Here is a 9,761-nt window from a genome sequence, read left to right on the forward strand (position 1 = left end):
TTGACAAGGTGAGGTGAAAATATGGCCCGATATATTTTCCAGCGGATTGGTTATATGGCAGTGACCCTTTTGATTATCATAACGATTACATTTTTCCTCATGCAACTATTGCCTGGAACCCCTTTTAACAATCCGGAAAAACTCACCGATCAGCAACTGGAACTGTTAAATGAAAAATATGGTCTCGATCGTCCGCTGATTTTTCAATACTTTACCTATGTGGGGAACCTGTTAAAAGGAGACCTGGGGACTTCGTTTCAATTTTCGGGAAGATCGGTTACAGAAATCATTTTCGAACGAATTGGACCATCTGCTCTGATCGGTGGACAGGCCGTCTTCTTTGGCGCTATTGTCGGCTTTTTCCTGGGGATTATTTCTGCATTGAGGCATAATACGATTTTTGATTATGGTTCTGTCACGATCGCTGTTCTGGGGATGTCCATCCCATCGTTTGTGTTCGGAGCATTACTCCAGTACTACATCGGGGTGAAATGGGGTATCCTTCCAGCCGCGCTCTGGAAAAGTTATGAATACTCCATTTTGCCTTCGATTGCCCTGTCTGTGATGGTCATTGCGACAGTCGCCCGGTTTATCCGCTCGGAAATGCTGGAAGTGCTCGGACAGGATTATGTCGTCACAGCCCGGGCGAAAGGGATCTCTGAATTTGTCGTCATTACGTTTCATGTGGTCCGCAACGCCCTGATCCCGGTCATTACCGTACTGGGGCCACTGGCGGTCAGCATTATGACGGGAACGCTTGTCATTGAAAAAATCTTTGCGGTCCCCGGCCTGGGTGAACAGTTTACCCTGTCCATACTGGTGAACGATTACAGCGTCATCCTGGGGATTACCCTTTTTTACAGTGCCTTATTTATTCTAATTGTCTTTGTAGTCGATATTCTATACGGCATTATTGATCCGCGCATTAGTCTGGGGGGAGGAAAAAGAGATGCGGCATAATCCTTCTGAAATTACAGATGATCTGTTTGTTCCATCTCCTATGGAAGAAAGCAAGAAAGAAGAAATTACTTCTCCTCCTGAATCTTTCTGGAAGGAAGCCTGGAATCGCCTGCTGAAAAACAAAGGGGCCTTCTTCAGCTTAATCATGATTCTGATCATAACGTTATTAGCCATATTCGGGCCCATGCTTAACCCCTATGAATACGATGAACAGAATTTGGACCGCTCCAATCTCCCACCGCTCATTCCTGGGCTGGAATGGCTTGGATTCAATGGAGAAGATACGAACGGAGTCAATGTTTACGAACAGAGGGAAATATCTGATCCTGCATGGTTTGGAACGGATGAATTTGGACGGGATTTGTGGACAAGGGTCTGGAAAGGCACACAAATTTCGTTGTTTATCGGCCTGATGGCAGCCCTTTTGGATTTGCTGATCGGTGTCATTTATGGAGGGGTTTCTGCCTATTACGGGGGTAGAGTAGATGATGTCATGCAACGGATCATTGAAATTTTAATTGGAATACCCAACCTGATTTTGATTATTTTATTTATTCTCATCCTTGAGCCCGGAATTACATCCATTATTTTGGCCATGATTATTACCGGCTGGGTTAACATGGCCCGGATTGTCCGGGGTCAGGTCTTACAGCTCAAAGGCCAGGAATTTATACTGGCATCCAGAACACTGGGGGCTTCCCACCGCCGCTTAATCGGAAGGCATCTGTTGCCGAACGTGCTTGGTCCAGTAATCGTTACAGTGATGTTTACGATTCCAACAGCGATTTTCTTTGAAGCCTTTTTAAGTTTTATCGGACTGGGCTTGCAGCCTCCCCTTGCTTCACTGGGAACGCTTATCGAAAGTGGCTATCAGGAGATGAGATTTTTCCCGTATAAATTGATTTTTCCGGCCATCGTCATCAGCCTGATTATGATCTGTTTCAATGTACTTGGTGATGGGCTGCGGGATGCTTTTGACCCCAAAATGAGAAAGTAGGAGGAAAGCCGTTATGGGAGAAACAATTTTATCAGTCAAAGACTTGCATGTATCCTTCCAGACCTATAATGGAATCGTCAAAGCAGTTCGGGGTGTAAGTTTTGACTTAAAGGAAGGGGAAACACTGGCGATTGTAGGTGAATCGGGATCGGGAAAATCGGTTACAGCAAAAGCCGTCATGCAACTGTTGCCAAAGGAGACTACTCGTGTAGAAAAGGGGTCCATTTTATATCAGGATGAGGATCTATTGACGTTTCATCGTAAAGAAATGCAGAAGGTGCGAGGACGGGAAATATCAATGGTTTTTCAGGATCCAATGACCTCGTTAAATCCTACGATGAAAATTGGCAAACAGATCATGGAGGGATTGAGGAAACATCATCAATTAAGCAAAAAGGAAGCGTATGACAGAGCGAAGGAACTATTGGAACTGGTGGGCATTTCGAATGCGGACGCAAGAATGAAAGCTTATCCCCATCAATTTTCCGGGGGTATGCGGCAGCGGGTAGTCATCGCCATGGCCCTTGCCTGTCATCCCCGAGTTTTAATTGCAGATGAGCCGACAACCGCTCTTGATGTCACCATTCAGGCGCAGATACTGGATTTGATGAAAGAAATACAGGAGAAAACAAACACTTCCATCATCATCATCACTCATGATTTAGGAGTGGTTGCAAACATGGCCGATCGGGTTGCGGTGATGTATGCAGGTGAAATCGTGGAAACAGGCACGCTGGAAGAAATGTTTTACGAACCCAGACACCCATATACCTGGGGTCTGCTGCAGTCAATGCCCCAATTGCATCAAAATCGAGATATCCCGCTCATGCCGATACCTGGTTCACCCCCCGATGTCTCAAGTCTGCATGATGGATGTCCTTTTGCCCCGAGATGTCCTTATGTCATGAGCGTATGTCACAGTCATTTGCCGGATTACACGCAAATTTCAGAGACCCATACGGTGACATGCTGGCTTGAGGATCATCGGGCACCAGAGGTTGAACGGCCTTATCGTCCCGACAGCGGATATCGAGGAAAATCTACAACAGTGGGAGGTTAACGTGGATATTTCGAATTCAACTGATATAACTATGACAGAAAGGGGCTGGTTATGTCATGTTATCCGATACAACCGTAAAAATACCCGGTGTTCCCCACATCAGACAATTTCCAGAGCTGGCCAGAGGTTGTGAAGTGACCAGCCTGGCCATGTTGTTAAACTATGCAGGGGTTACAGTAAATAAAATGGAACTTGCGGAAACCATTACAAAGGTACCTTTTCAGAAAAATGGTCTGTACGGAAACCCCAATGAAGGGTTTGTAGGGGATATTTATACATATGACCGTCCCGGCTACGGCGTGTACCATAAACCGATTGCGGAATTGTTCAGGCAGTACCTCGGGGAACGGGTTCTGGATCTGACCGGGGAGGAAATCGCGGCGATTTATGACATGGTTGAGGCAGGCAAGCCTGTTCTTGTGGTGACCAATTCCTGGTTTCGAAAGCTCCATGACTGCCATTTTACTTACTGGGAAACAAAACAGGGGAAGGTAAAAATCACTTACAGGGATCACTGTGTGGTTGTAACAGGATACAGTCCCAGTCATGTCTATATCCATGATCCGCTGTATCCTGTTCCTTATCGGAAAGTAATGCGCAAACCATTTGAAGAGGCCTGGTATCAAATGGGAAGGCAGGCGATCAGTTACGTGGATAACGTGGAGGAAAAAAAGGTGTTTGTGTAAGGATGATCACAGGAACTTCTGAAAGGGAATAATAGAAGAACACCCATTTTTCATCATGATTTATAAGGGTTAAAACGATTGACCCGAAAGATCTATATTCTTTTGGAATCCCTTGTTGACATCCAGACATATACCTTTTATAATTTCTGTAACAGGTTACAGAATGTCTTTATATTTTTTTGCCTGAAATGAAACCGGTTACATACTGATGTGAGGAGTACTGCACATGACGACGATTCGCGATGTGGCGAAAAAAGCAAATGTTTCTGTTGCCACGGTTTCCAGGGTATTAAATGAGAATGGATATGTGAACGAAGACACAAGAAAACGGGTTCAGGAAGTCATTCAGGAATTAAACTATAAACCGAATGCGGTAGCCCGGAGTCTGTTTAAAAAAGAATCCAAGACGATTGGATTTATTGTTCCAGATATCACTAACCCTTTTTTCCCCGCACTGGTACGGTCAGTAGAGGATTATATCAATCAAAAGGGGTTTACCATTATTCTCAGCAATTCAGATGAAAATCCAGAAAAAGAAAAACATTATCTGGACATTATGAAACAAAAATACGTGGATGGTGTGATCATGGTCACGAATACCCTTGATCATGAGCAGATTTCCACTTATTCTATGCCAATTGTTTTGCTGGATCGCCCGATTCATGCCGATGTACCATCCGTTTTTGTCGATAATCGCCTGGGGGGGAGACTGGCGACAGAACACCTGTTAAAACAGGGGTGTCAGCGTATTGCTCATATAAAAGGTCCAGAAAAAGTAATCAATGCTGACGATCGATATCAGGGGTATTTGGACGTGGTGGGGAAGCTTCCGTGGTTTTCGAAACAATATATCGTTTCCGGAAATTATGATAAAAATACCGCCATGGAAGTGACAAAAAAACTTTTGCAAAATCATCCTGAAATTGATGGGATTTTTGCCGGGAATGATATGATGGCACTCGGTGTCCTAAAGGCGGCTGAACAGCTGGGGATCAAAGTGCCTGAACAGCTTGCCATAATAGGTTTTGACGACATCGATTTAACAGAAATGACTTCACCTGAATTATCATCTGTTGCCCAGCCAGTTTATGAAGTAGGAAAAAAAGCAGCGGAAATGCTGATACATCTAATAGAAGGAAAGAATCTCGAAAAAAAACAATATATTTTTGATGTAGAGTTAATGGAACGGAAATCATCGAAACGGTTATAGGAGGTTTTTTGGGTGAAGAAGCCAAAGATCACAGTCGTGGGAAGTATCAATATGGATCTGGTTGTGTCAACTTCCGCGTTTCCACATAAAGGAGAGACCATTATGGGGGATTCCTTTTCCACGATACCCGGAGGAAAGGGAGCCAACCAGGCTGTTGCGGCCGCCAGACTCGGGGCGGATGTCACATTAATCGGATGTGTCGGGGATGATACTTTTGGCAGGGAATTGATTCATCATTTACAGTCATGTGGTATAAATACGGCTAATGTGAAACCGGTTACAGATGGATCAACAGGTGTTGCCTCCATCACCATTGCAGAAAAAGATAACAGTATAATTGTGGTTCCTGGAGCGAATCATCGCCTGACACCAGACATGATTGAAGAGTATGAATCGGTGATTGCTGAGAGCGATACGGTTCTATTGCAGCTGGAAATCCCGGTTGAATCGGTGGAAAAGACGGTGGAACTTTCTAAAAAACACGGGATTCGGGTGATTATGAATCCAGCACCGTTCCAAAACCTATCCTTAAAAACGCTGGAATTAGTGGACTATATTACCCCAAATGAACATGAACTAGCGAGTTTATTAACTTCAGAAGAGAAAAAGGAGTTTTTTGATCACCATAAAGATAAATGGATTGTGACGAAAGGAAAACAGGGTGTATCTTTCTATGAAGATGATGAGGAAAAGCTTGTTCCTGGTTTTCGTGTTGAGGTTAAAGACACTACCGGAGCTGGCGATACATTCAACGGAGCCTTGGCGGTCGCTCTGTCAAAGGGGGAAAGTCTCTATGAAGCCTGTCGATATGGAAATGCCGCTGCTGCTTTATCTGTCACGAAATTCGGAGCACAGAGCGGTATGCCTGGCCATGAGGAAGTTGCTTCATTGTTGCAGAAAGGAGATTCAGCATGAAAAAACAGGGGATCTTAAACAGTCATATATCAAAGGTGTTGTCTGAGCTTGGTCATACCGACACCATTGTTATTGCAGATTGCGGGTTGCCAATACCTCAAGGAGTTAAGCGGATTGACATTGCTCTTAAACCGGGGATGCCAGGGTTTTTAAATACATTAGAAACGGTTTTAGAAGATATGAAAATTGAAAAAGCAACCCTTGCCAGGGAAATACAGGTCCATAATCCATCGCTACATCAAGATATTCAATCGCTTATTGATCAGGAAACAGAGTATGTTCCCCACGAACAGTTTAAACAGTTAACCAGAGAGGCGAAAGCCATTATTCGAACAGGTGAAGCAACCCCTTATGCCAATATTATTTTACATGCCGGGGTGATTTTTTAAATGACTGTGCAGCCACTTGTTGAAATGAAGGGAATTTCTAAGTCCTTTAATGGAAACCAGGTGTTAAAAAAGGTCAATCTCGATGTGTATCCCGGGGAAGTTCTGGCCCTTGTAGGTGAAAATGGCGCAGGTAAATCTACGTTAATGAAAATTCTAACAGGCATTTATTCCCGGGATGAAGGCGAAATCTTTGTAAAAGGAAAAGAAGTTTCGTTTAAAGATGCGAATGAATCCAAACAGTCCGGGGTTGCCATTATTCATCAAGAATTGAATATTATCCCACATCTGTCGGTTATGGAAAATATGTTTTTAGGAAGAGAACTAACATTTGGCAAAAGCGGTGTTTTGCAGACAAAAGGAATGCGGCAAAAAACGCTGGAATATCTGGAGCAATTGGGTGTTTCGATTGATCCCGATGAACAAGCTGGCAATCTTTCGGTAGGTCAGCAGCAAATGATTGAAATCGCAAAAGCTATCTCAACAAACGCAGAAATTATAATTATGGATGAGCCAACCGCCGCCTTAACCGAACGAGAAACACGAATGCTTTTTGACATCATCCATCATTTGAAAAACCGGGGAGTTGGAATCGTTTACATTTCCCATCGGATGGAGGAAATATTTGAAATATGCAGCCGAATAACTGTTCTGAGGGACGGAGAGTACATTGGTACAAGAAGAGTCGATGAGACGGATGTCGATGAGATTATTCGTATGATGGTAGGGCGCAAACTGGGAAATATGTTTCCAGAACGGAGACAGACACGAGGCAACGAACGATTAAAGGTCGAAAATTTATCCGGCGATCAGTTTGACCATATCCATTTTGAAGTGTATGAAGGTGAAATTTTGGGAATTGCAGGCTTAATGGGGGCAGGGCGTTCAGAAATCGTGGAGGCGTTGTTTGGTGCCCGTCCGAAGCATTCAGGGAATGTGTATATCGATGGAAAGGAAGTCAAAATCAAATCCCCCTACGATGCGATCCAGGCCGGGATCGGTTTCGTAACAGAAGACCGAAAGCAAGAGGGACTGGTTTTGGGAATGTCTGTCAGAGAAAACTTCACATTAACGAACTTGCGGGATATTTCCAGCCATGCGATTGTATCGAGTAAAAAAGAAAAAAGCTTTGTTCAATCGATGATTGATAAGTTTAAAGTGAAAACATCCAGTATGGAACAAGAGGTCAAATCCCTCAGCGGAGGAAATCAACAAAAAATCGTCATCGGAAAATGGCTTGGAATCAATCCGAAAATCTTAATTCTCGACGAGCCTACCAGAGGTGTAGATGTAGGAGCCAAAAAAGAAATCTATCAAATTATGAATCAACTGACCGAACAGGGGGTAGCAATCATTATGATTTCATCTGAACTCCCTGAAGTTCTGGGCATGAGTGACCGCATTCTCGTCATTCATGAAGGAAAAGTCGCTTCTGTTTTCAATCGGAAAGAGGCTAATCAAGAAAAAATCATGCATGCTGCAACTGGAGGAATGTAATATGTTTGGACAACAATCCATTCGTGCATATGTTCAAAAGTTAGGACCGCTCATTGGTTTGTTTGTCATCACCATTGCTTTAAGTATGATGAGCCCCAATTTTTTGGAACTCAACAATATTTTAAATGTGCTGCGCCAGGTTTCGATTAATGCATTAATTGCATTTGGAATGACCTTTGTTATTTTAACTGGCGGCATTGATCTTTCTGTAGGATCCATTCTTGCTCTGGCAGGTGCCATAACTGCTGGATTTTTATCAAGCGGCATGGATCCGGTTCTGGCTATTTTATTAGGTGTCATGGCTGGTGCTCTGATGGGGGCATTTAACGGATTGATTATCGCCAAAGGAAAAGTGGCCCCTTTTATCGCTACTCTGGCAACCATGACTATTTTCCGGGGATTAACCCTTGTATATACAGATGGAAGACCGATAACTGGTTTGTCGGATGGCGGATTGTTTGAATTGATGGGACGGGGGTATTTCTTTGGTATTCCTGTACCTGTTAATTGGATGCTGGTCATATATGCTGCTCTATTTTTTGTTTTGAAAAAAACCGTTTTTGGAAGACAGGTATACGCCCTTGGCGGAAATGAAGAAGCATCGATCTTATCTGGAATCAAAGTGGACCGGGTGAAAATATGGGTTTATACATTAACCGGTGCACTGTCTGCAATTGCCGGAATCATATTAGCTTCACGTTTAAATTCAGCACAGCCGAATGCTGGTTTTACGTATGAGTTAGATGCGATTGCAGCCGTGGTGCTGGGAGGAACCAGTCTTTCCGGCGGAAGAGGCTGGATTTTTGGAACACTGGTTGGTGCCCTGATTATCGGGGTTCTCAATAATGGTTTAAATCTTTTAGGCGTTTCCTCGTTTTATCAGCAAGTCGTTAAGGGAGGTGTTATTCTCCTGGCAGTACTTCTGGACCGGCAAAAATCAGCTTAATCGATTTGAGAAATGAGATGAAAAAATTACTTTAGGGGGTAAAAAAATGAAAAAAGTGATCGTTTCAATTGTCGTGTTGTTATCACTCATTGTTGCTGGATGTTCCACTGATTCTCCTGCAGAAAATAATGGAGATAATCAAGAGAATGAAAAGGATGGTCAGGTAACTGTAGGTTTATCCGTTTCTACACTAAATAATCCCTTTTTTGTTACGTTAAAAGAGGGGGCAGAATCTGCTGCCGAGGAACATGGAGTGGAATTGACAGTTGCAGATGCGCAGGATGATCCGGCAAAACAGGTGAGCGATATTGAGGACCTGATTCAGCAAGGTGTGGATGTTTTAGTCATTAATCCGACTGATTCAGCTGCGGTAGTTTCAGCAATTGAGTCTGCAAATGATGCAGGTATTCCGGTTATTACAGTGGACCGCAGTGCAGAAGGCGGGGAGGTTGTTTCCCATATCGCTTCAGACAATGTTGCAGGTGGAGAAATGGCTGGGAAGTTTATTGTTGAAAAGCTTGGTGGAGAAGGTAGAGTCGTTGAATTAGAAGGTATTCCTGGTTCGTCTGCAGCCCGTGAGCGCGGTGAGGGATTTCACAACATCGTAGATCATGAAGCTGGAATTGAGGTAGTAGCTAAACAGCCTGCAGATTTTGATCGGGCTAAAGGGTTAACGGTCATGGAAAACATCATCCAGGCTACCCCGGATTTTGAAGCTGTTTTTGCCCATAATGATGAAATGGCTTTAGGTGCATTGCAGGCATTAGAGGCAGCTGGAATGGAAGATGTAATGGTGGTCGGATTTGATGCAACAGATGATGCTGTGAAATCTGTAGAAGAAGGTAAGATGGCAGCAACTATAGCCCAGCAGCCAGAAATCATCGGTTCAACCGGAATTGAAACAGCTGTCAAAGTAGCGAATGGCGAAGATGTAGAAGAATTTATTCCAGTTGAACTGCAGCTGGTGGAGTAAAAAAATTTAACTATTTAAAAATACCCGATATCTGATTCTGAACTATACCCCAGTTAGTGGACAAATAACAAAAAGTCCCTAGCTGGGGTTTTTTGTTTATTAACCTGTTATAATGAATGAAATATTAATGG

The 9,761-nt window shown here is 43.5% G+C and carries 10 protein-coding genes; all 10 read left to right on the top strand.

Translation table 11 applies throughout. The features are described from left to right. Nucleotides 1-21 precede the first annotated feature (21 nt). Nucleotides 22-960, top strand: coding sequence for an ABC transporter permease (locus EDD68_RS03585; protein ID WP_132370862.1), 939 nt, complete (start codon nt 22-24; stop codon nt 958-960). Next, on the top strand, nt 950-1,957 hold the full coding sequence (gene opp3C / locus EDD68_RS03590; RefSeq protein ID WP_132370863.1) for an oligopeptide ABC transporter permease: 1,008 nt from the start codon (nt 950-952) through the stop codon (nt 1,955-1,957). Before EDD68_RS03585 ends, opp3C begins: the two co-directional genes overlap by 11 nt. Before the next feature lie 13 nt (nt 1,958-1,970). Next, nucleotides 1,971-3,017, top strand: coding sequence for an ABC transporter ATP-binding protein (locus tag EDD68_RS03595; protein ID WP_132370864.1), 1,047 nt, complete (start codon nt 1,971-1,973; stop codon nt 3,015-3,017). A 56-nt stretch (nt 3,018-3,073) separates the two neighbouring features. Then, on the top strand, nt 3,074-3,703 hold the full coding sequence (locus EDD68_RS03600) for a C39 family peptidase (RefSeq protein ID WP_132370865.1): 630 nt from the start codon (nt 3,074-3,076) through the stop codon (nt 3,701-3,703). Nucleotides 3,704-3,929: 226 nt separating this feature from the next. Then, nucleotides 3,930-4,913, top strand: a complete 984-nt coding sequence (locus EDD68_RS03605) for a LacI family DNA-binding transcriptional regulator (RefSeq protein WP_132370866.1) — start codon at nt 3,930-3,932, stop codon at nt 4,911-4,913. A gap of 12 nt (nt 4,914-4,925) precedes the next feature. Next, a complete protein-coding gene (gene rbsK, locus EDD68_RS03610) occupies nt 4,926-5,828 on the top strand; it encodes a ribokinase (RefSeq protein WP_132370867.1) in 903 nt (300 codons plus the stop codon). Continuing rightward, nucleotides 5,825-6,217 carry a D-ribose pyranase gene (gene rbsD / locus EDD68_RS03615; protein ID WP_132370868.1) on the top strand — a complete coding sequence of 131 codons (393 nt, stop codon included), beginning with the start codon at nt 5,825-5,827 and terminating at the stop codon, nt 6,215-6,217. Before rbsK ends, rbsD begins: the two co-directional genes overlap by 4 nt. After that, nucleotides 6,218-7,711, top strand: a complete 1,494-nt coding sequence (locus EDD68_RS03620) for a sugar ABC transporter ATP-binding protein (RefSeq protein ID WP_132370869.1) — start codon at nt 6,218-6,220, stop codon at nt 7,709-7,711. 1 nt (nt 7,712) lies between these two features. After that, on the top strand, nt 7,713-8,657 hold the full coding sequence (locus EDD68_RS03625; protein ID WP_132370870.1) for an ABC transporter permease subunit: 945 nt from the start codon (nt 7,713-7,715) through the stop codon (nt 8,655-8,657). A 46-nt stretch (nt 8,658-8,703) separates the two neighbouring features. Then, nucleotides 8,704-9,630 (top strand): ribose ABC transporter substrate-binding protein RbsB, encoded by a 927-nt coding sequence (gene rbsB / locus EDD68_RS03630; protein WP_132370871.1) that lies wholly within the window; start codon nt 8,704-8,706, stop codon nt 9,628-9,630. The last annotated feature ends 131 nt before the right edge of the window (nt 9,631-9,761 follow it).

The sequence above is a fragment of the Melghiribacillus thermohalophilus genome (assembly GCF_004342905.1).
GTDB classification, from domain to species: domain Bacteria; phylum Bacillota; class Bacilli; order Bacillales; family Alkalibacillaceae; genus Melghiribacillus; species Melghiribacillus thermohalophilus.